Origin of the sequence: Streptomyces sp. SID5643, assembly GCF_009872555.1 — a bacterium.
Lineage (GTDB): Bacteria > Actinomycetota > Actinomycetes > Streptomycetales > Streptomycetaceae > Streptomyces > Streptomyces iakyrus.
This window is the reverse complement of the sequence record NZ_WWIC01000217.1, coordinates 23,546-45,797: the sequence shown is the minus strand read 5'-3', so window position 1 is coordinate 45,797 and position 22,252 is coordinate 23,546. Positions and strand designations below refer to the sequence as shown.

The window sequence follows — 22,252 nt, the reverse complement described above, 5'->3', positions numbered from 1 at the left end:
CGGGACCGGTTCGCCCAGGAGTGGATCACCCGGCTGGTGGGGCTGCTCGCGAGGAGCGAGGACCCGGAGTGCCGCGGGGTGCTGTCCGTGCTGTATGCCGCGGACCGGCCCGTGGCAGCGCACTTCGGGCTGCGGTCGCGCACGGTGCTGTCGTGGTGGTTCCCGGCCTACGACCGCGCGTACGCCAAGTACTCCCCCGGTCTGGTGCTGCAGTTGAGGATGCTGGAGGCCGCGGCGGCCGACGGTGTCGAGACACTCGATCTGGGAAGCGGTCCGGCCCGCTACAAGGAGTCGCTCAAGACGCGTGACCTGCGTGTGTACGAAGGAGCGGTGGTACGGGCGGTGCCGGGGGGAGCCGTGCACTGGCTGGGCCGGGAGCCCGCCCGGGCGGCCCGCCGGTTCGTCCGCAACCGGCCCGCCCTGGCCGCTGCGGCGGCACGGACCCTGGAGGAAGTGGGCCGGCTGCGCGGTGGCTGAGGCCGGCGCGCCCGGCTCCGGGGAGCCGGGCGCGGTGTGCGGTCCGGTCAGCCCGTGGCGGTCCAGCTGTGCGCGACGTCCACGATGACGCGGTCGTCCAGCTGCTGCACGCGGAACGGCAGCCGGGCACGGACGCCGAGGCCGATCTGGGTCTCGCCCTCGAAGCTGCCGGCGAACCGGGTGTCCCGGAAGGTGCGGTAGCCGGTGAGGTCCACACCCGGCAGCGGGCGTGACACCCGGCCCGGGTACGTGGCCGCGCCGGTCTCCGGGTCGTACGCGGGTGCGGTGACCCGCACCGCGAGGACGGCACCGCCGGCCACGGGGATGTGGCGTCCCGAGCCGTCCTGGTAGAGCCGGGTGACGTACTGGACGCTGTAGCCGACGCCGCTGCCGGCGCCCGGCACGTCGACGACCATCCGGTCGAAGCAGGTGTGCCGGCCGGTCCTGACGTTCGTCATGGGCTCGACGGTTGCGCCGGCGTCCGTCTTGGCGAGGCTTCCCCAGCCGGTCGGGCACGTCGTGGCCTTCGTGGTGGAGCGCGAGGTGGCGTCCGGTGCGGCGCCGGCCGGGACCGCCGCGACGCCCACCGTGGCGCCGACGAGTGCGAGAGTCGCGCATGCTCTTCTGATGCGTACCATTGCCGCCCCCGAGGCTTGCATGTGGTTGATGCCGGGTGAGACGACCGGGCGGACCGAAAGGTTGCACTTGCCGCGCCGGACCGCCGGGCATGGCACATCCTGGTGGGGAGCGATTGGTGTCCGGTGCGTCCGTACCGGGAGGACGCGAGATGGATGAGGCAGCCGCCGTACCGGACGGGCCGCGGTCGGCCGACGGCCCGAGCCGGGGCGGGGCCGGGAGCCGGGCCCCGGACGGGAGCCCGGGCCGGATCGAGGACGCCCTGACGGATCCGCTGGTGGAGGCCGTGCGGGATCTCGACGGCTACGGCGGACTGGTCTACCTGCGCTCCCGCGACCGGCGCTCACTGGTGCTCGCGATGGTCACCGGCGTGCCCCGCTCGCTGCTCAAGAGCTGGTGGCGGGTGCCGGTCGGGGGTGCCCTGCCCATGGCGGAGGCGTACCGGCGCGGCGAGACGCTGTGGCTGCCGGACGAGCGCGCCTCCATGGTGCGCTTCCCGCACTTCACCGCCGGGCTGCCCTACTCCTTCGGCTCCGCCTACCAGCCCGTGCGGACCGGCGGTGAGGCCGTCGGCGTCCTGGTCGTGCTGCGCTCGGCCAGCCGGGCGCCGATGGACGCGGAGACGGTGGACCGCGCGCTGCGTCCCGCCGAGCGGGCCATGGAAGACCGCCTCGACCGCCTCTCCGCGCACCCGCCCGGCGTGGGCCTCGCCGCCCGTCGCGTCGAGTACGACGACGAGCCGATCAGCGTGCGGCTGCCCACCGCCGCCGCCCATCCGGTCCGGGTGGGCCTCATCGACTGGGACGTGGACAGCGACCGGTGCACGGCGGACGACGAGGCCCTCGCCCTGCTGGGCATCGACCGGGCGGACTACGGCGGCACCATCGCGGACGTCGAGTCCCGTGTCAGCCCGGACGACCTGCACGAACTGCGGGAGAGCCGGCACGACGCGCTGGCCGGCGGCCGGGTCAGGTCCCGGCACTTCCGGGTGCGGGACACGTCCACGGGCGGGGAGGAGACCGGCTACCGGCCGGTCGAACTGTGGGGCCATCTCGTGCAGGGCGGCGCCGGCTCCCCCCGGATCCTGGTGGGCGCCCTCGTCGACGCGGCCGGCGGACTCACCGCGGCCGAGGCGGCCGAGCGGCTGCCGGACGGGATCTTCTCACTGGACCAGGACGGCCGCCTGACCTACGCCAACCGCCGGTGCGAGGAACTGCTGGATTCCGGCCGGGAAGAGCTCTTCGGCCGCCACCCGTGGGAAGTGATCACCTGGCTGAGGGATCCCGCGTACGAGGACCGCTACCGGGCGGCGATGCTGTCGCAGGAGCCGGTGTCCTTCCTCGTCCGGCATCCCGAGGGGAGCTGGCTGAGCTTCGTGCTGTACCCGGACGTGCACGGCCTGACCGGCCGGGTCTCCCCGACCGGGCCGCCCACCGGGACTGAACAGGGTCCGGAGGCCGGTGCCGCCGCCGGTCCCGACGCCGCGGCCACGGTGCGCCCGCCCGGGCCGGTCACCGCCGCGCGTGCCGGGGCGCTCTACCACGTGGTGCAGATGGCGAGCGTGCTCACCGAGGCGGTCACCGTGCGGGACGTCTGCCGGGCCGTGGCCGAGCAGTTGCTGCCCGCCTTCGGCGCCCGGGAGCTGGCGCTGTACACCGTCCGCGAGGGCCGGATGTACCTGCTGTGGGAGTCGGGATACCCGGAGGGCTTCCTCACCCCGTTCGAAGGCGTCACCCTCGACACACAACTGCCCGGCGTCCACGCGCTCACCACCCGGCTCCCCCTGTTCTTCGAGTCGCCCGAGGACCTCTCCCTCGCCTATCCGGGCATCACCCTGGACCGCATGAACGCCTGGGCGTTCCTGCCGCTGATCGCCTCCGGCCGTTCCGTCGGCTCGTGCATCCTCGGCTGGGAGGCCCCGCACCGCTTCACCCCGGACGAACGCTCCGCCCTCACCGCGCTGAGCGGCCTGGCCGCCCAGGCGATGGAACGGGCCCGGCTCTACGATTCGGAGTCCGCCGTCGCCCGCGGCCTTCAGGAGGGGCTGCTGCCGCACCGCCTGCCCGCCGTCGAGGGTCTGCGCACGACCGGCCGCTATCTGCCCGGTACGCAGGGCATGGCGATCGGCGGGGACTGGTACGACGTGATCACGACCGGGCGTGGGGTGGCCCTGGTCATCGGGGACGTCGAGGGACACAGCGTCGGCGCCGCGGCGGTGATGGGGCAACTGCGCAGCGCGGTCCACGCCTTCGCCGCGAGCGAGCGCCCGCCGCAGGAGGTCATCACGCACACCAACCGGCTGCTGACCGAGCTGGAGTCGGACGTCTTCGCCACCTGCTGCTACATCGAGCTAGATCCGGGAACCGGACGGGCCCTCGCGGTGCGGGCCGGTCATCCCCCGCCGCTGCTGCGGCACCCCGACGGGCGGGCCGAGACGCTGGATCTCGTGGGCGGCGTCATGCTGGGCGTGCAGCCCGACTCGGTGTATCCCGTCACCGCGCTCACCCTGGCCCCCGGCAGTGTTCTCGCCCTGTACACCGACGGGTTGGTGGAGCGGCCGGGCAGCGACATCGAGACCGGCATCGACGCGGTCCGGCACCGGCTGTCCGAGACCCCGGCGGACTCGGTGGAGCACCTCGCCGACCGGCTGGTGGGGACGGCCCGGAGGGCCCGGGAGCGGCCGGACGACGTGGCGCTGCTGCTGACGGCGTACCGGTGAGTGTACGAAGCGGCGCGGAGTACCGTGGGCGGGACCGGCGAGCGAGGCGGTGGTGGCGGTGGACTGGCGGCGGTACGCCGAGCAGATGGCGCAGCTCGCCCGGGACCTGGTCGCCCAGGATTCGGTGCAGGGGACGCTGGACGCGGTCTCGGCGGCGGCGGTGGAGCTGGTCGAGGGCTGCGACGCGGCGGGGATCCTGACGGTCTCGAAGGGCCGGGCCGTGACGCTGGCCGTGTGCGGCGACTTCGTCGCGGAGTCGGACCGGTTGCAAGGTGAGCTGGGTGAGGGCCCCTGCTTCGACGCCGCGCGCCGTGTGGACGGTGAGCGGCTGTTCCGCATCGCCGACATGACCCGGCCGCAGCCGTCCTGGCCGCGCTACAGCCGGGCCGCCCGCGACCTCGGGATCGGCAGCATGACCGGGGTGCTGCTCTACACCGACGACGAGGACTTCGGCGCGCTGAACCTCTACTCGCGCCGTCCCGGGGCGTTCGGCAAGGACATCGAGTCGGCGGGCTGGCTGCTCGCCTCCCACGCCGCCGTCGCCCTGTCCACGGCCCGTACCGTCGACCAGCTGGAACACGCCCTGGAGACGCGGCACGCCATCGGCGAGGCCATGGGCATCCTGATGGAGCGCCATCGGCTGAGCGAGGACGAGGCCTTCGGCGTGCTGCGACGCGTCTCCCAGGATCACAACCTCAAGCTGCGCGACGTGGCCCGGCGGGTCCGGGCCCAGCCGTCGGGTCAGGTCTGACCGTCCGGCAGGCTCACGGCGCGCAGGAGGAGCACCGCGATGTCGTCGTTGTGCTGTCCGGTGGGTGTGGTGTGGCGGACGAGCCGGTCGATGAGCCGCTCCAGGTCCTGCCCGTCGGCGGCGTCCAGGTGCCCGGCGAGGTCGGTCGTGGTGCGGGTGACGTCGGTGCCGGGGAGTTCGACCAGGCCGTCGGTGTAGAGGGCGAGGGTCGTGCCGGGGTACAGGGGCACGCTGGTGACCGGGTAGTCGCCGCCCGTGTCGATGCCCAGCAGCGGGCCGGGGTCGACGTCCAGGACCCGGGCGGGGTGCCGCGCGTGGCGCAGCAGCGGCGGCACGTGTCCCGCGCTGGCGAAGGACGCCTGCCGGCCGGCCAGGTCGAGGTGGACGTAGAGGCAGGAGACGAGCAGATCGGAGTCGAGATCGGCCAGGAGCCGGTTGGTGCGGGCCAGGACCTGGCCGGGGGCGGCGCCGGCGGTGGCGTGAGCATGGATGGCGGTGCGGACCTGGCCCATGAGGGCCGCGGCGGCGACACTGTGGCCCTCCACGTCCCCGATGACGGCGGCGGCGGTCGTGTCGTTGACGCGCAGCACGTCGAAGAAGTCGCCGCCGACCTCGGTGCCGTGGCCGGCCGGCAGGTAGCGGGCAGCGACGTCGAGGCCGGGCAGGCGCGGCAGGGCCCGGGGCAGCAGGGCGCGCTGCAGCTCGTGCACGAGCCGGTGCTTGGTGTCGTAGAGCCGGGCGCGGTCGAGGGCCTGGGCGATCAGACCGGAGAGCGAGGTGAGGACGGCGCGTTCGTCGGCGGTGAAGGTGTGCGGCCGGGCGTAGGACAGGATGCAGCAGCCGACCGGCCGGCCGGAAATGATCAGGGGGAGGAACGCCCAGGCCTGCTTGCCGCTGATCTGGGGTGCTCTGGGATAGCTGGCGGCCAGTTCCGCGGGGTCGGAGAAGAAGGCGGGGGTGCCGCTGGCGAGGACCTGGCCCGCGGGGGTGAGGTCGGTGTCCAGGGAGAGGGCGTCGAGCCGCTCCATGACCTCGGCCGGGTAGCCGTGGTAGCCGGTGATCTTCAGCCGTCCGGCGTCGACGCCGGACAGCACCAGGCCCTGGGCGCCGAAGGCGGGCAGGATCTGGTGGGCGATCAGCGCGACGAGGTCGCGGACGGTCACCGCCTCGGTGAGCGCGGCGGCGAGGTGCACGAGTTGGTAGAGGCGTCCCGTCGGTGCCGCGGCGGGCTGCCGCGCGCCGGCGGGCTGCGGGTCGCCGGCCTGCTCCGTGCTCGGCAGCACGCGGACGCTGATGCCGCTGGTGTCGGGGTAGAGCTGGAAGGTCAGCGTCTGGTCCGGGGGGCGGAGCGCGGTGAAGGAGACGGGGACGCGGCTGACCACCGCCGTGCGGTAGTGGTCCTCGTAGACGGGGTCGTCGAGCCACGACAGGGACTGCCAGGGCCTGGTACCCAGGAGCCGGTCGGCGCCGCGGCCGAGCAGGCGGGCCGCGGTGGTGGTGAGGAAGGTGACGCGGCCCTCCAGGTCGAGGGCCAGGGCGCCTTCGGGGAGGCGTTCGAGGTAGTCGGCGGCGGCCAGGCCGGTCTGCGCGGGGTGGCGGGTGGCGTCCACGGGGACGACCCGCGGCAGCTCGGGCAGGGACGGCGGCTGGGAGGCGTCGTCCAGGAGGCGGGCCATGCGGCGGGCGCTGGAGGTGATGTGGTCGCGCTCCCGTGGCGTGATCCGGCGCGGCCGGCCGGCGGGCCACATCAGCACGAGGCCGCCCCAGGGGCGCCGCACGCCGGTCAGCGGGACGGCGACGAGTGCGAACGGGTAGGGCAGGACGGCGGCGGCGCGGGGGTAGCGGCGGGCCATGTCGTCCTGGCCGAGCACGCTGACCAGGATGTCGTCATGGATGGCGTCGGCGACCGGGACCGGTGCGTTCAGGGGCAGCCGCCGCCAGGGGGCGGTGAAGGCCACCGGCAGGCCGCACAGGGCCACCAGGCGCAGCACCGGCTCGGCCTCCTCGATGAGGTAGAGGCCGCCGGTCGAGGCGCCGGTGCCGCGCACGGTGTCGGCCAGGGCCGCCCCCAGGGCGTCGTCGGGTGATCCGGCGCCGCCGGGGTGCTCGATGCTCCCGGGCATGGTGTCCTCCCGCTCCTACCCGGACGCTACGCCTGGCGGAGCGTCCGGGCATGTCAGACGAACGGGTGCCCGGTCTGTCGCCGGATGTGCAGGTCTCGGAACGGGGCCGCAGGGCTGCCGGGAACGATGGTCCGGCCGATTCCGGCGGGCGGCCGTGCGGGAGGACACCGGCTGGCAGAATCGGGAGCCCTGACGGCAACGGGAGGCCGCTTGCAGACGCTGACATCGCAGGACCCGCCGGCCGTCGCCGTCACGGAGGCGATCCGCGCCGGGGATCTGCCCGGGCTCCGGCGGCTGCTCGCCGGCCACCCCGGTCTCGCCGCCGCCCGCATCACCGAGCAGGGCGAGGACGGCAGGGGCACGCGCAGTCTGCTGCACATCGCGGCCGACTGGCCCGGTCACTTCCCCAAGGGGCCCGAGGTGGTCGCCATCCTGGTGGCCGCCGGGGCCGATCCGCAGGCCCGCTTCGACGGTGCGCACGCGGAGACGCCGCTGCACTGGGCCGCCGGCAACAACGACGTGCCCGTTCTGGACGCTCTGATCGCGGCCGGGGCCGACATCGAGGCGCCCGGGGCGGTGATCGGCGGCGGCACCCCGCTCGCCGACGCCCGGGGCTTCGGCCAGTGGCGCGCCGCACACCGGCTCGTCGAGCACGGCGCCCGTGTCACCCTCCAGGACGCCGCCACGCTCGGTCTGCTCGACCGGGTCCGGGCCTGCGTCGAGGCGGACGAGGCGCCGTCACCCGAGGAGATCACCAGCGCCTTCTGGGGCGCCTGCCACGGCGGTCACCTGTCCACGGCGCAGTACCTCCACGAACGGGGCGCGGACCCCGACTGGTGCGGCTACGACGGCATGACCCCGCTGGACGTCGCCCGCGCCCAGGACGCCGACGACGTGGTGCGCTGGCTGCGCGACCTGGGCGCGGAGACGAAGAGCTCCGGCGAGGCATCTCACAGGCAGTAGCGCACCATCCATTCGTCCTGGTTGTACGTGGTACGCGCCGGGTCGGGCACGCTCGCCGCCCGCTCCTCGACCATGTCTTCCACGCGCACCGGCTCCGGCAGTGCCCCGAAGCGGGCCCGGCGGGCCGCGCCCTCCGCCTCGCTCCCCTGCTGCGTCGTCGCCTCGTCCACGGCGATTCCCCTCTCCGGCTGGTCGGTCCGACCGTTCGTCCCTTGGTGGGCAATGAGTTGACGTGCGGGAGGGGCTTCTGGTTCCCGTGGCACCGCGCAGCCGGGTAGGTCGCGCCGCCACCGGCACCTGTTCGACCGAACGAACTTTCACCTCGGCGGTTCCCCTTCTCACCCGAGGATGATAGGAAACCTTCCTATCAGTTCTGCACGGCCAGCTCTTCCAACCCCCCACCCTGTTTGGAGGCCCCGTGAGACACCCCGCCACCCCGGCGACGCGCCGCACCGCCCTGACGCTGTTCGGCGCGGCCCTCGCGGCCACCCCGTTCCTGAAGCCCGCTCCCGCCACGGCGTCCGTGCGGGCGATCGGGCTCGACGACCCGGCGAAGAAGGAGATCGCCATGCAGCTCGTGTCGAGCGCCGAGAACTCCTCGCTCGACTGGAAGGCCCAGTACCAGTACATCGAGGACATCCGCGACGGCCGCGGCTACACCGCCGGCATCATCGGGTTCTGCTCCGGCACCGGCGACATGCTCGATCTCGTGGAGCTCTACACCGACCGCCGGCCCGGCAACGTCCTCGCGAAGTACCTGCCGGCCCTGCGCGAGGTCAACGGCTCGGACTCGCATGCCGGGCTCGACCCCGGCTTCCCCGGCGACTGGCGCCGGGCCGCCCGGGACGCCGCGTTCCAGCGGACGCAGGACGACGAGCGCGACCGGGTGTACTTCGGCCCGGCGGTCCGGCAGGGAAAGACGGACGGGCTGCGCGTGCTCGGCCAGTTCGCGTACTACGACGCCATCGTGATGCACGGCGACGGCACCGATCCCCTGAGTTTCCGCAACATCCGCAGGCGCGCGCTGCGCACGGCGAAGCCGCCGGCGCAGGGCGGTGACGAGGTGTCATACCTCGACGCCTTCCTGGACGCACGGGTGTGGGCCATGAAGCAGGAGGAGGCGCACAGCGACACGAGCCGGGTCGACACCGCGCAGCGCGTCTTCCTGCGCCGGCGCAACCTCGACCTGAACCCGCCGCTGGACTGGAAGGTCTACGGCGACAGCTACCACATCGGCTGACACGATCGGCCCGGGCGGGAAGTGGTCCACCAAGCGGGCACGGAAGTGGACCCCGTCCCGGGCCTCCCGGCTGCCTAGCGTCACCCCCATGAACGCCACGACCACGCGCGGAGCCCTGCTCGCCGCGCTCGCCTGCGTCCTCGTCGGAGGGTCCTTCACCGCCAACAGCGTCCTGGGCGGCTACCCGTACGCGGGCGGCCAGTTCCTGCGCTACGCACTGGCCTGCCTGCTGCTGGTACCGCTGGCCGGCAAGGGTGCCGCGGGCCGCTTACGGGCCCTGACGCCCCGTCAGTGGGGCCGTCTCATGCTGCTGGCCGCGGTCGGCATGGTCGGATTCAACCTGGCCGTCATCGCCGCCGAGCGCACGGCGGAACCCGCGGTGCCCGGCGTGTTCGTGGGCTGCGCGCCGGTGGCCGTCGCCGTGCTCGTGCCCCTCATGGACGGACGCAGGCCTCAACGGGTCGTGCTGTACGGGTCGTTGCTGGTGGCCGTCGGCGCCTTCACCGTGCAGGGCTGGGGGCGCACGGACGGCACCGGCATCGCCTTCTCCGTGTGCGCCCTGGCCGGGGAGGTCGGGTTCGCCGTGCTCGCGGTGCCCGTACTGCGGCCGCTCGGGCCGCGACTGCTGTCCGCCACGGTGTGCGCGGTCGCCGCGCTGGAGTCGGCGGCGGTCGGACTGCTCGTCGACGGCACCGGCTGGCTGCGGCGTCCGGACGCCGTCGAGACGGCCGCGCTGCTGTGGCAGGCGGTGGTGGTCACCGTGGTCGGGTTCGTGTGCTGGTACCTGGGCATGCAGCACATCGGTGCGGAGCGCGCCACGCTCTTCTCCGGCCTCATCCCGGTCGCGGCGGCCTGCACCGCACCACTCGTCGGCACGGGCTCCTACGGCCCCGCGCAGGCGGCGGGCAGTGCGCTGGTGGGGCTCGGCGTGGCGCTCGGGTCGGGCGCGCTGCGACGGGCGGAGCGGAAGCGGGCCCCGCGGGGTCGGGCCTTTCGGGGGAACGGACGACCGCAGTCCCGGGGAGTCCGCGTGCCTGAGACGCCGGAGTGATCCCGCGCGCATGTAATGAAGGGCATTGACCTCCCGGCCGACACTGGAGACGACGTCCATGCCGCACAGCCGCACCGGTGAAGGGCACACGAAAGCCTCTCGCGGGGGTGTGCTGCGGCGGCTGGGCGAGTGGTGCGCACGCCACTTCGTGACCGTCGTCATCGCCTGGCTCGTGGCACTGGTGGCGCTCCAGGTCGTCAGCCGTGAATTCGGGGGGTCGTACTCCGACGACTTCAGCCTGCCCCAGGCGCAGGCCCAGAAGGGCCTGGACGTGCTGAAGGCGCACGATCCGCAGGCCGGCGGCTACAGCAGCCAGATCGTGCTGCGCGACGACCAGCAGCCCCTGACCGCGCTGAGTTCCCAGATGTCGGCCACGGTCGCCGACCTGGAGAAGCTCCCCCACGTGCTGTCCGCCCAGAACCCGCTGTCCGCCCCGGGCACGCCGAGCGGCCAGCAGAACGTGGGGCCGCTGTCGGACGACAAGAAGACGGCCTACATCACCGTCCGTTTCGACGTGCAGCCCTCGACGCTCGGCGACGACTACCTCGACGGCGTCGACACCGCGGTGCAGCCCTTGCGGTCGGCCGGGGCGGAGGTCGAGTACGGCGGACCGCTCGGCGAGCTGGCCCGGCCGGCCGCCGACGACCGGGTGAGCGAGCTGATCGGTTTCGGCGTGGCGGTCATCGTGCTGCTCGTCGGGTTCGGCAGCGTGATCGCCGCCGTCGTCCCGCTGCTGAGCGCGCTGATCAGCGTCGTCGGCGGTCTCGCCATCCTCGGACTGCTGGCGGCGGCCTTCACCTTCGCGACGGTCTCACCGACCCTGGCGACGATGATCGGCCTCGGTGTCGGCATCGACTACGCGCTGTTCATGCTCACCCGGCACCGGCAGAACCTCATCGACGGCATGGACCCGGTGCGGGCGGCGGGCCAGGCCGCGAGCACCAGTGGCCATGCCGTTCTCGTCTCCGGCTGCACGGTGATCATCGCGCTTGCGGGCCTGTCCGCGTCCGGGGTCTCCTTCATCGCCCTGCTCGGTCTCGCCGCCGCCGCCACCGTCGTCTCGGCCGTCGCCGGCGCGCTCACCCTGGTGCCGGCCCTGCTCGGCCTCATCGGCCGGCACATCGACCGCTACCACGTGCGTCCCCCCATCGCCGAGACCGAAGCCGGGGCGGGTGACACGCCGCAGGGCACCTGGCACCGGTACGCGCAGCGGGTGGAGCGCAGACCGCTGTCGTTCCTGTCGGCGGGTGTGGCCGTGCTCGTGGTCCTCGCGGTCCCGTTGTTCTCCATCCAGCTCGGGCACATCGGGGACGGCGCCGACCCGGCCTCCTTCACCGACCGAAGGGCGTACGACCTGATGGCCGACGCCTTCGGGCCCGGCTCGAACGGTCCGCTCACGGTCGTCATCGACCAGACGAACGTGCCGCAGTCGCAGCGTTCCGCCCTGGCCTCCAAGGCCCAGCAGTCGCTCGGCGCAGTCCAAGGGGCCGCCGTGGTCACTCCCCTGACGCCCACGCAGGACGGCGACCTCCTGCTCGGCACGGTCTACTCGGCCAAGTCGCCGCAGAACGCCGCGACCACGGACCTGACGAACCGTCTCGTCGACGACACGCTGCCGGACGCCGTCCAGGGCACGGACGCCAAGGGGTACGTCACCGGCACGACGGCGACGCAGGTCGACTTCCGTGACATCGTCGCCTCCCGGCTGCCCGTGATCATCGCCGTCGTGGTGGGTCTGGCATTCCTGATCATCCTGGCCGTGTTCCGGGGGCTCCTCGTCGCCGTCAAGGCGGCCGTCCTGAACGTGCTGTCGATCGCCGCGTCGTACGGAGTGGTCGTCGCGGTCTTCCAGTGGGGGTGGGGCGGTCCCGCTCTCGGCGTCCACGGCAAGGTGCCCATCGAGAGCTACGTGCCGATGATGATGTTCGCCATCATCTTCGGCCTCAGCATGGACTACGAGGTCTTCCTGCTGTCGCGTGTCCACGAGGCCTGGCTCCGCACCAAGGACGCCGAGGGGGCGGTCGCGCACGCCCTGGAGATCACGGCCCGGGTCATCACCTGTGCCGCACTGATCATGGTGAGCGTGTTCGCGGCGTTCATCGTCAGCGACAACATCGTGGTCAAGATGCTCGGACTGGGGCTGGCCGTCAGCGTGCTCATCGACGCGACCGTCGTACGCCTGCTCATGGTGCCGGCCGTGATGACACTGCTCGGGCGGCACGCCTGGTGGATGCCCCGGTGGCTGGACCGGGTGGTGCCGCACGTCGATGCCGAGGGGGCACGCGCCGAGGCGCGTTCGGCGTCTCACTGAAACGCCACTCCCACCGCTGCCCCAACTCGCGTATGGCATCGGCTGCTTGCCGCGGCTTCCCGCCTCACCCCGAACCCCTCGGCCCGAAAAATCCGTATTTACTGTTTTGGCCTAGTTGGTGTGGTTAATCGAGGAGGGTGCGCGTGGGACGTCCGCCGGAGTGAGAAGCCGGCGGTGAGCCCCGCGCAGGCCGGGCGCGCCGAAGCGCGGAGATGGACGGCGAACGCCGTCGTCGCGGGCGGTCCGGATCCCGACGAGACCGGATTCACGGGCGGTGCCTGAGGGAGAGGACCCATGAGCGAGATGGCGAACGAGAGCACCGGTGGTGCTCAGCAGGCCGGGCAGACGGCGAAACAGGAGGCCTCGGTCACGGCCGGCCGGGCCAGGGAAGGTGCGAGTCAGGTCGTCGGCACCGCCACCGACCAGGTCAGAGCCGTCACCGGTGAGGCCAGGGCACAGGCCGGTGCGATGGCCGGTGACCTGCGGACGCGGGTCAGTGAGGAGGCCGAGAGCCAGACCCGGCGTGGAGCGCGGGTGATGCGGCAGTGGGCGGACGACCTGTCCGGTCTCGCGGACGGCGCCGACGCGGACTCACCCGCCAGGAGCCTCGTGACGCAGGCGGCGGATCGCGGTCACCGTGCCGCCGACTACCTGGACACCCGGGGTGTGGGCGGCTTGGTCGACGACCTCCAGGACTTCGCCCGCCGGCGCCCCGGCGCCTTCCTGGGCGGGGCAGTCGTGGCGGGCTTCGCCGTCGGACGGCTCGCCAAGGCCGGCAGCAAGGCCGACGGCTCCGGCCGGTCGGCGCAGTCGCACACCTCAGCCGGTTCTCAGAGCCTGCCCGAGGACGTGGCGCCGCCCGGGCTGCCGGGTCACGGGGAGGTCTGAGATGTCGTCGCTCACGCCGCACGCCCCGCGCCGGCACGCTCCGAAGCACCGCGGGCAGGAGGACAGCTCGGTGGGAGAGCTGCTCTCGACGGTGACGTCGGACGTGCAGCAGCTGCTGCACCAGGAGGCGGAACTGGCCAAGGCCGAGATCCGGGAAGAGGCCACCAAGGCGGGCAAGGCGGCCGGGATGTTCGGCGGAGCCGGTTTCGCCGGCTACATGGTGGCGGTCTTTGTGACCCTGGCGGCGATGTTCGCCCTGGCCAACGTCATGGATCTGGGCTGGGCCGCGCTGATCGTCACCGGAGTGTGGGCGGTGATCGGCCTGGTCCTCTACCGCCGGGGCCGCGCGCGGATGCGCACCGTGTCGCCGAAGCCGGAGCAGACCATGCAGACGCTGAAGGAGGACATGCAATGGGCACGGCACCCGACCGGATAAGGGCCGACATCGAATCCACCCGGGAAAGGCTGTCCGAGGACGTCTCCCGACTGGCCGACCGCGCCCGCCCCCGCCGGATGGTACGGCGTCGCACCCGGCGCGTCCGGGGCGCTCTGCACGGGGTCAGGGAGCGAGTCATGGGCAGCGCTTCGGAGATGACCGGGCAGACCGCAGACCGCACCCAGCAGGCCGCCCGGTCGGTACAGGAATCCAGTGGGCAGGTGGCCGACACCGCGCGGCAGGCCGCCGGAAAAGCCGCCGACACCGCTCGTCAGACCGCCGGGCAGGCCGGCGACGCGGCACGGCAGGCCCCCGGGCAAGCGATGCGGCAGACGCAGGGCAACCCGCTGGCCGCCGGCCTCATCGCCTTCGGCGCGGGACTGCTGACCGCCTCCCTCCTGCCCACCTCGCAGGCCGAGGAGCAGGCGGCGGAGAGGGCCGGAGAGGCCGTCGAGCCCGTGAAGCAGGCCGCGTTGGAGTCCGCGCAGCAACTGAAGGAGGACGCCACCCAGGCCGGCCGCCAGGCCGCCCAGGAGGTCAAGGACACCGCCTCCGAAGCCGCCCGCGCCACAAAGGAACAGGCCGGGGAGCAAGCCGGGCACGTCACCGAGCAGGCCCGCCGCTCCGCACAGACAGCGGCCGAGGAAGCACGCGGGCGGACCGGCAGCCCCGGACCGTGACCACCACCCCTCCACCCGACCGATCGAGATTGCAGGAGATACAGAATGATCACCCGAGAGCAGATCGACACCGTGCTGGACCACCCGGTCCATGACGCCAGGGGCGACAAGATCGGCGATGCCCGGCACGTCTTCTTCGACGACGTCACCGGCGAGCCCGAGTGGGTCAGCGTACGGACGGGCCTGTTCGGCACCAGCGAGTCCTTCGTACCCATCCACGACGCGGCCCTCGTCGAGGACCACCTCGAAGTGCCGTACGCCAAGGACCAGGTCAAGGACGCGCCCAATGTCGACGTGGACGCCGGCGGCCACCTGTCCGAACAGGAGGAGCAGCGCCTGTACCAGTACTACGGCATCGACTGGGACGCCTCGTGGCAGGACCCGGGCTCCGGCACCGGCCGGGCGACGGGCACCGCCGGCACCGTCGGCACCACCGGTTCCGCCGACGAGGCGATGACGCGCTCCGAGGAGGAGATGCACGTCGGTGTCGAACGCCGCGAGGCCGGCCGGGCGCGGCTGCGCAAGTACGTCGTCACCGAAGAGCAGCAGTACACCGTCCCCGTACGCCACGAAGAGGTCCGCGTCGAGCGCGAGCCGATCACCGACGCCAACCGGGACAGGGCGATGACCGGCCCGGACATCACCGAGGCGGAACACGACGTCACGCTCTACGAGGAGCAGCCCGTGGTGGAGACCAGGGCCGTGCCGAAGGAGCGGGTGCGCCTGACCACCGAAGAGGTCACGGAGGAGGAGACCGTCACCGGCGAGGTCCGCAAGGAACGCATCGAGACCGAGGGAACCGACGAGCACGGGGACCAGCGGCGCCGCCGCTGATCTCCACGGGGCGCCCGGGGCGCGAGGGCCGAGGCCCTCCCCCGGGCGCCCCGCGTGCGCGCCGGGGCGGGATCAGTGGAGCATCAGGTGGACGAGGGCGACGGTGCCGACCGACACGATCAGGGTGCGCAGGACCGCGGGGCTGAAGCGGCGGCCCGTCCGGGCTCCGATCAGGCCGCCGAGCGCTGATCCGGCGGCGATGAGCACGACGGCCGTCCAGTCGAAGTGGGCGAAGAACAGGAACAGCAGGGCGGCCACCGTGTTGACGACGGCCGCCAGCACGTTCTTCACGGCGTTGAGCCGCTGGAGCGTCTCGTCGAGCAGCATGCCCATCAGGGAGACGTAGATGATGCCCTGCGCGGCGGAGAAGTAGCCGCCGTAGACGCTGGCGAGCGTCAGTCCGGTGAAGAGCAGCGGGCCGCCGTCGGGGCGCACGGGACCGCCCTCGGTCCGACGGCGGCGTACCCGTTCGGCGATCCAGGGCTGGCACGCGACCAGGACGAGGGCGAGGCCCACCAGGACCGGCACGATCCGTTCGAACGCCGACGCGGGCAGAGTCAGCAGCAGCACGGCGCCCGCGAGGCCGCCCAGTACGGCACCGACGCCGAGCAGGAGGACGCGCCGACGCTGCCCGCGCAGTTCCTCGCGGTAGCCGAGGGCCGCGGTGATCGAGCCGGGCACCAGACCCAGTCCGTTCGACACCGTGGCCGTGACCGGGGGCAGGCCGGTGGCCAGCAGGACCGGGAAGGTGATCAGGGTTCCCGAGCCGACGACGGCGTTGACGGCCCCGGCACCCGTTCCGGCGGCGAGCACGGCCGCCATCTCCCACGGCGTCACGCCGCCGCTCCGCCGGGTGTGCCGTTTCCGCTGAGGTCCATGGGGTCACGCTAGAGGGTGGACTGTTCGGCGCCCGTCGAAGGGTGCCGGAGATGCGGCTCGGCCCGAGACGTACGACGGCGGCGGGACCCGGTGGGGATCCCGCCGCCGTTCACGGCTCACGTCCGGACGCGGCTCCTAGCCCCGCCGCACCCGGCGCAGGACGACGAAGCCCGCGATGACCAGCACGGCACCCGCCGCGGCCGGCCAGAGCTGGGCGCCGGTGTCGGCCAGGCCGCCCTGGCCGACCGCCTGCGGCTCGGTCCGGGCCGGGGCCGACGGGGTCGGGGCGGCGCTGGTCGCCTGACCGACGGCCTGGGACTGGCCGAGGCCGTCCCCGTCGTCGCCGTCACCGTTCTTCGAACCGCCGCCCTGCTCGGCGGCGTTGCCGCCGTCGGCGGAGGCGGTCGCCTTGACCTCCGGCTGGGCGCCACCGGGGGCCGTGGACGCGTCGCCGGGCTCCTGCTCGGGCTCCGGCTTCTGAGCCGGGGGCTTCGCGGCGTCACCCTTGCCGCCGTCGCCCTGGTCACCGGGCTTGCCGCCACCGTTGCCGTTCTGCGGGGCGTCGGGCGTCTTGGTCGGCTGCTCCTGCGGAGCCTCCGGCGACTTCGTGGGTTCCTCCTGAGGAGCCTCGGGCGTCTTGGTCGGCTGCTCCTGCGGGGCCTCCGGCGACTTCGTGGGCTCCTGGGGCTCCTCGCCCGGCGCCGGGTCCTGTCCGCCGCCCGCTCCGGCGCCGCACGTGCGGCCGTCGTTGATGCAGTCGACCATCTGCCCCATCAGATCCTCGTCGAAGATGTTGATGAAGTCACCGTGGTCCGTGCCCGGCTTGTGCAGCTGCTCCGGGAAGGAGTCCACCGCGAACAGCGGCGTCGTACGGCCGCCGTCGTTCAGGCTCGGCGCGTCGATGTCGTAGACGATGCGCTGGACCAGCTGCGGGATGGGGCGGAAGCCCGACGGGCACTTCCCGGCGGCGTCCGCGAACGCCACGTGGGTCCGGTGGTTGGCGCTGTCGATGTTGCGGCCGTCCCAGCAGCTCTGGAACTTGAAGGTGCGGACGACGTCGCTGCCCTGCGGGCACAACGGGTACTTGTCCTTCAGCTGCCGGTCCTCGAAGCCGGTGCAGCTCCAGGAGGCGTTGGCGTTGGCCGGGCCGTTGACGAACGACTTGGCGTCGCCCGTGATGATGCGCAGCAGGCGCGGCATGGCCGTGACCTTCTCACGCGGGTTGCCGACGAACGTCAGCGTGACCTGCTTCGGCGTGACGATCTCGCCGGCGTTGCCCTCGATGCCGCCGCCGGGCTTGTTGGCGTCCTGCTCCTGCGTGCCGTTCTGCAGGCGGACGACGGGCCAGTAGTAGGACGACTTGTCGCCCTGGTCGTCGCAGCTGGTCTCCGCTTTCGCGAGGTCCTCGTCGCTGGCGAAGGCGTTGTTGGCCTGGTTGCCGACGTAGTCGTGGAAGTGGTGGGCGCCGTTGGTGACACCCGGGGCGGCGATGATGTTGTCCGAGTTGAACAGGCCGTTGTCGTTCACGCCGCAACTGGTGGCGAAGGAGCCGCGGGACGCGTCGCCCTGCGGGCGGGGGTTGTTCACGTTGGGCTGGACGCTCTTGATGTCCGCGAAGTCGGCGGCGACGGGGCCGTTGCCCGCCTGTCCGCCGTTGGCGCCCTGGCCCTGGCCGTTCCCCTGTTCCTGGCCGGCCTGGCCCTGCTCCTGGCCGGGCTGCTCGCCGGCGCCGCCGTCCTGGCCTTCGCCCGGCGCGGGAGCCTGGTTGCCGTCCTGCACCGTGCAGGCGGCCAGGGCTTCCAGCCCTTCGGGGCGGTCCCCGACGCGGTCGATGGCGATCGCGATGCGTTCGAGGGTCGCACCCCGCTTCTCCTTCAGCGGATTCACGATCGCGTTGCCGGCGAAGCCGGGATCCTGCTGCATCTGCTGTGCCGATGCGCTCAGCTGCTGATACGCCTTGGCGATCTGCTCGTCCAGGAGGGCGAGTTCCTTGTCGACCTCCCCCCGGGCCTGCTCGGGGACCGAGGTCAGTTTGCTCCCCACGTCCGGGCAGTCGATCGTGGCGCCCGCGGTCCGGACCCCCGTGCCGGACCGCGTCGCGGCGGAGTCACCGCCCGAACCGCCGTCTGTGGCCGAGGCGTAGACGTTCGCGGCCATCAGGCCGCCTCCGCCCAGGATCAGTGCGAATGCGGCGAAGGTCGCGCGTCGTGGGCCGGTAGGGCGTCTTCGCGTGTTGCGTCCCAAGGGTGCTCTCCTGCGCTTGTGGCGTGCCGGGCATGAAAATCCCCTCGCCCCATACGTACGGGAGCGGCGGGGTGTTCACCCCCGTCGAAAATTTTCGGAGAACTCTCATGAAGCGCGGGGCGGCCCGGGCCCCGCCTGACGTTCCGTCCGGCGGGGATGCGCAGGTCATCGGATGTTCACGTCACTGCACAGGAAGTAGGTCTGGTCCATGTGCGAGGCCTGCCAGATCGTGTACACGATGTGCCGGCCGCTCAGTCCCGAAGTGCTCGACGGGACCTGAGCCTGGGGAGGCGCAGTACACCGTGAGACATCTCATGATCATGACAGTTCACGATCTCCCTCTTTCGATGGGGGGGGTGTGGGGGTTGCCGTGCGTTCCATCGTTCATGCTTTTCGATCATGTTTCGGAGTGGGAGCGCTCCCATTTCACACAGACTGCGCCGATGACACGAGTCGGCAATGCGCGATTGCGCCACTTCCGTGTCGCTCAGAGTCGCTCCGGTTCCTTCGTGGTGCGTCCGAGGTAGGTGGCCGCGCCCGGCTCGGACACCTCGATCTCCTCGAAGCCCATACGGGCGTAAAAGGCCCGGGCCCGGGTGTTGGCGGTCGCCATGGCGAGGTGCACGGCCGGCACCCCCCTGTCCCGGAGGGCCAGGAGAAGCGTCCGCATCAGCCCGCGTCCGTAGCCGCGGCGCTGCCAGTCGGGCAGCAGATCGATGTGCAGGTGCGCGGGATGGGCGGCCAGTTCGGGCAGCACCATCCGTTCTGGATCGTGCAACAGGCCCGCTATCACCTCGTCCGGCGTGCGGGGCGGACGCGGCGGTTCGGGGTAGCGGCCGGCGACCAGGGGAAGCCACGTGGTGCGGAAGGCTTCGGCGAAGCGCGCGGTGTCGGCCGCGCCGAGGATGTAACCGACCGCCTGCCCGTGCCCGTCGTCCAGCACGTAGGCCAGTTCCGGCTCCAGATGGACGTACGGCGCCGCGAAGGTCGCCGGGAAGATGCCCGGGTCCGCGTAGTGGGGGCGGCTGTCCTCGCCGTGATGGGCGGTGCGGATACAGATGTCGTCCAGGGCCGGGCGGTCCTCGGGGCGGTACCGGCGGATGGCGGGTGACGTGGTCATGAGGGCATCGTGCCCACAGTGGGAGCGCTCCCTCAAGCCACATCTCCGCGGTCGGCCGAGCGGTCCGGCCGGTCGCCCCGCGGGCGCCGCACGGGCCTTACGGCAACCCGCTTGGACGAGCACGGCTTAAGCGTCCCGCCCGGGGTTACCCGGCTCACATGGTGAAGCTGCATATTCCGGGACGGAAAGAACAGCACGAGACCGAGGCACCGCCTCCGGAGAGCCCGCGCCCGGGGTTCGAGGCGGAACGCCGGGAGTCCCACGAGCCGGAACGCCGGGGAACCGCTGATGGGGACCGCTCGGGAACCTTCGAGGCGGAACGCCGGGAGGACGCCGGGGCGGAGGGCCGGGGAGAAACCGCGGCGGCCGCCGACGAGCCCGGGCCGGGCCCCGAGGTGGAGCGTGCGGCGCCGGACACGCCGACCGACCTGCCCCGGAAGTCCTGGGTAGCGGTGCTGAAGGGCAGCGTGCGGGAGTTCAAGGACGACGAGCTGACCGACCGGGCGGCCGCGCTGACCTACTACGGCGTGCTGGCCCTGTTCCCCGCCCTGCTGGTGCTGGTGTCGATGCTGGGCCTCACCGGCCGGTCGACCACGGACAAGGTGACCGAGAACGTCCGCGAGCTCGTGCCCGGCTCGGCGGGTGACATCATCACCCGGGCCGTGGACCAGTTGCAGGGCAACGCCGGGATCGGCTCGCTGATGGCGATCGTCGGTCTGGTCCTGGCGTTGTGGTCGGCGTCCGGCTACGTCGGCGCGTTCATCCGCTCGGCCAACGCCGTCTACGACATGCCCGAGGGCCGGCCGGTGTGGAAGCTGCTGCCGATGCGGGTGGGCGTGACGGTCGTGCTGCTGGTACTGGCCGTCATCAGCTCGCTGATCGTGGTCTTCTCGGGCGGACTGGCCCAGCAGGCCGGAGACGCACTGGGCATCGGCGACACCGCGCTGACGGTGTGGTCGATCGCCAAGTGGCCGGTCCTGGTGCTGCTGGTCGTGCTCATGATCGCGATCCTGTACTGGGCGGCGCCGAACGCCAAGGTGAAGGGGTTCCGCTGGATCACGCCCGGCAGTCTGCTGGCGTTGCTGATCTGGATGGTCGCGTCCGCCGGCTTCGCGGTGTACGTCGCCAACTTCGCCTCGTACAACAAGACCTACGGCACGATGGCCGGTGTCATCGTCTTCCTGGTGTGGCTGTGGATCACCAACCTGGCGATCCTGCTGGGGCTGGAGTTCGACGCGGAGACGGTCCGTCAGCGGGCCATCGCCGGTGGGCATCCGCCCGAGGAGGAGCCGTACACCCAGCCGCGTGACACCAGGGCGTGGGACGAGCAGGACCGCCGCCGGCTGGAACAGACCTGACCCTCCCGCCGGTTCAGCCCGAGAGTCCGGCGGCGACCGTCGCGCCCAGTTCCCAGCACCGTTCGAGGTCGCCCTTGTCCGGCTCACCGGTCACGGTCACGGCCTCGGCGGTGCGACGCCAGCCGAGGCCGGTCGTGACCGACTCGATCCCGCGCACCGCTCCGGTGACGTCGTTGCCGCCGTGCACCCAGTAACCGAAGGGTCGGCCGCGGGTGGCGTCCAGGCACGGGTAGTAGACCTGGTCGAAGAAGTGCTTGAGGGCGCCGGACATGTAGCCGAGGTTCGCGGGGGTGCCGAGGAGGAAGCCGTCGGCGGCGAGGACGTCGGAAGCGGTGGCGGACAGCGCGGGCACGCGGACGACCCGGACGTCCTCGATCTCGGGGTCGGTCGCCCCGGAGAGAACGGCTTCGAACATCGCCTGGCAGTGGGGCGAGGGCGTGTGATGGACGATCAGCAAGGTGGCCACGGCACCTGACCTTGCCGTGCCGGCCCCCGCCACCGCAAGCGGCGACGGGGGCCGGGTGTCGCGCAAGCAGCCGCTGTCGTTCAGCGCTTGCCGCGACGGCGGATCAGCAGGCAGGCCACGAGCACGGCACCGGCGCCGGCCAGCAGGGCGGCCCGGTGGTCGCGCACCTGCTCCGGTGCCTTGTCCTGCCAGACCTGCTCGGCCTGCGCGGCCTTCTCCTTCGCGCCCTGAGCGGCGGCGGCGCCCTTCTGCTTCACCGGCTCGGGCAGCTTCTCCTCCACGGTGTGGGCCAGGTGCGCGGCCTTGGCCCTGGCCTGCCCGCCCCATTCCTCGGCCTTGACGCCGGCCTGTTCCCTGACCGCGGCGGCCTTCTCACGGGCTCGGGTCTTGACGTCGGCCCGGTCCGCCAGTGCCTGGACGGTGTCGCCGAGTTCGTGGCGGGTGTGCTCGACCTGCTCGCGGAGCTCCTCCTGGCTGCGGGCGGTCGGCTCGTCGTGCGGAGGCTGGGTCATCGCTGTGCACTCTCCTTGATCTCGGCCACGTCGGCCTTCACGTTGTCGATGGTCTGCTGCGGGGCGGGTGGGGTGGCGCCGCGCACCTGCTTGCGGCCGGCCAGCGCCGTCAGGCCCGTGGCGACGGCCAGCACGCCGGTGACGATCAGCGCCGCCGCCCATACCGGCAGCGGCACGGCCAGGGCGGCGATCACCGTGGCCACCAGCGCCTGAAGGGTGACGAAGCCGAGTACGCCGGCGCCGCCGAACAGGCCGCCGCCCTTCCCGAAACGTTTGCCCTTCTCGGTCATCTCCGCCCGCGCGAGGCGCATCTCGCCGCGCACCAGGTCGGTCAGTTGCTCGGTGGCACGCTGCACCAGCTCGCCCACCGGCTCGTCCCCGGCCGCGCTCCCCGTGCGGGGAGCGGCGGAGGCCGTGCGGTGCGTGTCCGTCATGGCGATCACCTCCTGTTCCGTGGTTGCGGGCCGGGTACCCCGCGAGAGGCGGAAAGGACACCCGGTCGGACAACTTCTGATGACGATGAGTGAGCGGCGCGAGATCTGGTACCCGTCCGCCGCTCAGAGA

21 protein-coding genes and 2 pseudogenes are annotated in these 22,252 nt (G+C 72.5%); 13 read left to right on the top strand and 10 right to left on the bottom strand.

What is annotated here, in order from left to right; genetic code table 11:
* Positions 1–477: GNAT family N-acetyltransferase (locus tag GTY56_RS24685; protein WP_161367521.1), on the top strand; the 477-nt coding region annotated here is incomplete at its 5' end.
* A gap of 47 nt (positions 478–524) precedes the next feature.
* On the opposite strand, the gene GTY56_RS24680 is transcribed toward GTY56_RS24685, so the two are convergent.
* On the bottom strand, positions 525–1,115 hold the full coding sequence (locus GTY56_RS24680; protein WP_161367520.1) for an AMIN-like domain-containing (lipo)protein: 591 nt from the start codon (positions 1,113–1,115) through the stop codon (positions 525–527).
* A gap of 149 nt (positions 1,116–1,264) precedes the next feature.
* On the opposite strand from GTY56_RS24680, the gene GTY56_RS24675 reads away from it, so the two are divergent.
* Together GTY56_RS24675 and GTY56_RS24670 are read left to right on the top strand one after the other, a co-directional pair.
* Positions 1,265–3,832 carry a SpoIIE family protein phosphatase gene (locus GTY56_RS24675; RefSeq protein ID WP_161367519.1) on the top strand — a complete coding sequence of 856 codons (2,568 nt, stop codon included), beginning with the start codon at positions 1,265–1,267 and terminating at the stop codon, positions 3,830–3,832.
* A gap of 58 nt (positions 3,833–3,890) precedes the next feature.
* The gene (locus GTY56_RS24670; protein WP_161367518.1) at positions 3,891–4,583 is read left to right on the top strand and encodes an ANTAR domain-containing protein; all 693 of its coding nucleotides are present in this window, start codon (positions 3,891–3,893) and stop codon (positions 4,581–4,583) included.
* Here GTY56_RS24670 and GTY56_RS24665 read toward each other — a convergent pair.
* On the bottom strand, positions 4,574–6,706 hold the full coding sequence (locus tag GTY56_RS24665; RefSeq protein WP_161367517.1) for a SpoIIE family protein phosphatase: 2,133 nt from the start codon (positions 6,704–6,706) through the stop codon (positions 4,574–4,576). The two genes, GTY56_RS24670 and GTY56_RS24665, sit on opposite strands and share 10 nt — an antisense overlap.
* 210 nt (positions 6,707–6,916) lie before the next feature.
* Here GTY56_RS24665 and GTY56_RS24660 point away from each other — a divergent pair, with 210 nt between their 5' ends.
* A complete protein-coding gene (locus tag GTY56_RS24660; RefSeq protein ID WP_237525008.1) occupies positions 6,917–7,669 on the top strand; it encodes an ankyrin repeat domain-containing protein in 753 nt (250 codons plus the stop codon).
* On the opposite strand, the gene GTY56_RS24655 is transcribed toward GTY56_RS24660, so the two are convergent.
* On the bottom strand, positions 7,657–7,839 hold the full coding sequence (locus tag GTY56_RS24655) for a hypothetical protein (RefSeq protein ID WP_161367515.1): 183 nt from the start codon (positions 7,837–7,839) through the stop codon (positions 7,657–7,659). The two genes, GTY56_RS24660 and GTY56_RS24655, sit on opposite strands and share 13 nt — an antisense overlap.
* A gap of 248 nt (positions 7,840–8,087) precedes the next feature.
* Here GTY56_RS24655 and GTY56_RS24650 point away from each other — a divergent pair, with 248 nt between their 5' ends.
* From GTY56_RS24650 to GTY56_RS24620, 8 genes and pseudogenes are all read left to right on the top strand, one after another.
* Positions 8,088–8,909: a chitosanase gene (locus GTY56_RS24650; protein ID WP_346345563.1), complete on the top strand. Its 822-nt coding sequence runs from the start codon at positions 8,088–8,090 to the stop codon at positions 8,907–8,909.
* Positions 8,910–8,997: 88 nt separating this feature from the next.
* Positions 8,998–9,960, top strand: coding sequence for a DMT family transporter (locus GTY56_RS24645; protein WP_161367514.1), 963 nt, complete (start codon positions 8,998–9,000; stop codon positions 9,958–9,960).
* 58 nt (positions 9,961–10,018) lie between these two features.
* Positions 10,019–12,271, top strand: a complete 2,253-nt coding sequence (locus GTY56_RS24640) for an MMPL family transporter (RefSeq protein WP_161367513.1) — start codon at positions 10,019–10,021, stop codon at positions 12,269–12,271.
* Between the two features lie 294 nt (positions 12,272–12,565).
* Positions 12,566–13,159, top strand: coding sequence for a hypothetical protein (locus tag GTY56_RS24635; RefSeq protein ID WP_161367512.1), 594 nt, complete (start codon positions 12,566–12,568; stop codon positions 13,157–13,159).
* A 1-nt stretch (position 13,160) separates the two neighbouring features.
* A complete protein-coding gene (locus tag GTY56_RS24630) occupies positions 13,161–13,595 on the top strand; it encodes a phage holin family protein (RefSeq protein ID WP_161367511.1) in 435 nt (144 codons plus the stop codon).
* Positions 13,571–13,651 (top strand): annotated as a pseudogene (locus GTY56_RS40765) (DUF3618 domain-containing protein); the annotation flags it as partial. The gene GTY56_RS24630 and the pseudogene GTY56_RS40765, both read left to right, overlap by 25 nt.
* Positions 13,652–13,732: 81 nt before the next feature.
* Positions 13,733–14,275: a hypothetical protein gene (locus GTY56_RS24625; protein WP_237525010.1), complete on the top strand. Its 543-nt coding sequence runs from the start codon at positions 13,733–13,735 to the stop codon at positions 14,273–14,275.
* A gap of 45 nt (positions 14,276–14,320) precedes the next feature.
* Entirely contained in the window at positions 14,321–15,109 is a 789-nt protein-coding gene (locus tag GTY56_RS24620) for a YsnF/AvaK domain-containing protein (protein WP_161367509.1), read from the top strand.
* Positions 15,110–15,181: 72 nt separating this feature from the next.
* Here GTY56_RS24620 and GTY56_RS24615 read toward each other — a convergent pair whose 3' ends face one another.
* From GTY56_RS24615 to GTY56_RS24600, 4 genes and pseudogenes are all read right to left on the bottom strand, one after another.
* Entirely contained in the window at positions 15,182–15,946 is a 765-nt protein-coding gene (locus GTY56_RS24615; protein ID WP_161367508.1) for a TSUP family transporter, read from the bottom strand.
* A 177-nt stretch (positions 15,947–16,123) separates the two neighbouring features.
* Positions 16,124–18,145, bottom strand: a complete 2,022-nt coding sequence (locus GTY56_RS24610; RefSeq protein ID WP_161367507.1) for a DUF1996 domain-containing protein — start codon at positions 18,143–18,145, stop codon at positions 16,124–16,126.
* A gap of 252 nt (positions 18,146–18,397) precedes the next feature.
* Positions 18,398–18,505: pseudogene (locus tag GTY56_RS24605) on the bottom strand (lytic polysaccharide monooxygenase); the annotation flags it as partial.
* Between the two features lie 214 nt (positions 18,506–18,719).
* Positions 18,720–19,352: a GNAT family N-acetyltransferase gene (locus GTY56_RS24600; protein ID WP_161367506.1), complete on the bottom strand. Its 633-nt coding sequence runs from the start codon at positions 19,350–19,352 to the stop codon at positions 18,720–18,722.
* Between the two features lie 158 nt (positions 19,353–19,510).
* Here GTY56_RS24600 and GTY56_RS24595 point away from each other — a divergent pair, with 158 nt between their 5' ends.
* Positions 19,511–20,710 (top strand): YihY/virulence factor BrkB family protein, encoded by a 1,200-nt coding sequence (locus tag GTY56_RS24595; protein ID WP_237525007.1) that lies wholly within the window; start codon positions 19,511–19,513, stop codon positions 20,708–20,710.
* 13 nt (positions 20,711–20,723) lie between these two features.
* On the opposite strand, the gene GTY56_RS24590 is transcribed toward GTY56_RS24595, so the two are convergent.
* The 3 genes from GTY56_RS24590 to GTY56_RS24580 form a co-directional block, all read right to left on the bottom strand.
* Positions 20,724–21,176, bottom strand: coding sequence for a flavodoxin family protein (locus tag GTY56_RS24590; RefSeq protein WP_033311748.1), 453 nt, complete (start codon positions 21,174–21,176; stop codon positions 20,724–20,726).
* An 80-nt stretch (positions 21,177–21,256) separates the two neighbouring features.
* Positions 21,257–21,688: a DUF3618 domain-containing protein gene (locus GTY56_RS24585; protein WP_161367505.1), complete on the bottom strand. Its 432-nt coding sequence runs from the start codon at positions 21,686–21,688 to the stop codon at positions 21,257–21,259.
* On the bottom strand, positions 21,685–22,122 hold the full coding sequence (locus GTY56_RS24580) for a phage holin family protein (protein WP_202510672.1): 438 nt from the start codon (positions 22,120–22,122) through the stop codon (positions 21,685–21,687). Before GTY56_RS24580 ends, GTY56_RS24585 begins: the two co-directional genes overlap by 4 nt.
* Between the last annotated feature and the right edge of the window lie 130 nt (positions 22,123–22,252).